At 37.6% G+C, this 1,933-nt stretch carries 3 protein-coding genes; 1 reads left to right on the top strand and 2 read right to left on the bottom strand.

The window, feature by feature from the left end; all coding sequences use genetic code 11:
• Positions 1-600, bottom strand: a 600-nt coding sequence (locus AMDU4_RS07225; RefSeq protein ID WP_290704525.1) for a chloride channel protein, incomplete at its 3' end; no start/stop codon positions are given.
• 336 nt (positions 601-936) lie between these two features.
• Positions 937-1,500 (bottom strand): hypothetical protein, encoded by a 564-nt coding sequence (locus tag AMDU4_RS07220; protein ID WP_021787325.1) that lies wholly within the window; start codon positions 1,498-1,500, stop codon positions 937-939.
• 128 nt (positions 1,501-1,628) lie between these two features.
• Here AMDU4_RS07220 and AMDU4_RS07215 point away from each other — a divergent pair.
• On the top strand, positions 1,629-1,933 hold a 305-nt coding region (locus AMDU4_RS07215), incomplete at its 3' end, for an SIS domain-containing protein (RefSeq protein WP_021787324.1).

The raw sequence follows: 1,933 nt of genomic DNA, 5'->3' as shown, positions 1-1,933 counted from the left end.
AAAATCCCGCCTGTAGAGTATTTCAGCACCGAGAATAGACCCCNCAATGGGTGCCTTGAATATTGTCCCTATTCCTGCGCCGATTCCCACAGCTACAGCAATTCTCCTGTCCTTGGGACTGAGTCCAAGAATGTCGGCTAGAAAGGACCCTATTCCGGCAGCTATAAGCGCTGTAGGCCCTTCCCTGCCCGCACTTCCACCTGACCCTATAGTTATGGCAGAGGCTATTGTTTTTACCAGTGGTGTTCTGCGCTTTATTTTTCCATGGTTATAATGAAATGCCCTTATAGCTGCATCTGTTCCATGCCCTTCTGAAGATGGATCAAATGTATATATTATAAAGCCGGTAATAAGCCCACCAGCTGCCACCACTACGGGTATAAGATAATAACGCAGTGCATAAAAATGGTAAACCGCAGATCCCCCTTCACCTAATGGATGTGGTATTGACATACCCACAATATGTGTAAAGAAAATAATTTCAAAAAGTCTGATTGCGAAAAAAAATGCCAGCGAGCCCAGGCCAGCGAACACACCAATTATGGCACCGACAACGAACCAGCGCTGAAAATATGGAAGTGATGATAATTTAAGGTTCATCTTATACCCCCAGAGAGGCGCCATGCGGAATACTGGGGAGGAATTGTGTAGTGAATATCAATCCCTTTCCAAATTTTACCAGTTTAACCTTCTTTCTGCTTATATCCATCTTCTTTTCTTCTCCGTTTATAAGGATTGATTTTCCATATAGAACACCCCTTGTGTGTATGTATCTCCCCGGTCTAACTTCTGCTTTTCTTTCATATTTTTCACTATATTTTTTAAAACCCTCTAATCAACAAGAGATAAAAATACATGAATAAGGGCATGTTAGTAAGGTCTATAAATGTTATTTATATAAATTTTGGGATTATAAAAATTTATCAACGAAACACATCATTTTTCGTCTTTCACGAAATATTCCTTAAGTTTATCTGAAACCATATTTACTGATGTTTTTAACAGGGCAGCTGGCGACCATGGAATAAGCAATTCAGGGTTCATCAGACGGAACCAGTAGTTCTCGCTTATGTTCTCAACCATATATCTGGATCTGTACGCAAGTATAAATTCGCCAAAAACAGATTTATAATATCTGTATGGTTCATATATAACTGGCTGTACATATTTGAAGTTCAGATGCTGTACATATTTTCTTGCTATCTCTATATGAGCCAGCATTTTAGAATATCCTGGAAAATACGAATCGTTATATACTCTCATATGCAGCTCCCATGGAGCTTTTATAATTTTAGAAATTCCATAATCCTCTCCGTGATCAAAACTTGGAGTGGCATTTGCAAAGCCCCTGTGTATCTTAAGATATTGTATTACCATATCAGATTTGTTTTCTGGTATCAAAAGTGAAAAAGATTCCTCATCCTTTACAGTGTTCCTGTCTATATATATGCTTTTGTTATCCTTAATCTGAATGTTTTTCGGAAACAATATATACGACATTATAACCCTTATCACATTATATAATAAAATTTTTCCTAAAATAAGGTTATAACTGTTACATGCGGAAATAATCCATCTACTTATTTTGTGCAAACATATATTTATTAATATTGTATGATTTTACCAGTATGGATTTGGAGGAATACAAAAACCAAGGCATAGCAGCCAGGAAGAACATAGATATTAACCAGATTAAAGTAATAGGGGAGGGCATACTAAATTCTTTTAAAAACAATGGAAAATTAATTGTTTTTGGAAACGGAGGATCAGCCGCCGATGCACAGCATTTCGTAGCAGAACTCACAGGACATTTCATGAAAGAAAGAAAGGCCCTCCCGGCAATAGCATTGACAACCAATACTTCATCCCTCACAGCAATAGGAAACGACTATTCATATGAGGATATATTCTCAAGGCAGATTCAGGCATATGC

The organism is Ferroplasma sp. Type II, assembly GCF_000496155.1.
Note: the sequence above shows the minus strand (reverse complement) of the source record. Positions and strands in the feature narration are given on the sequence as shown.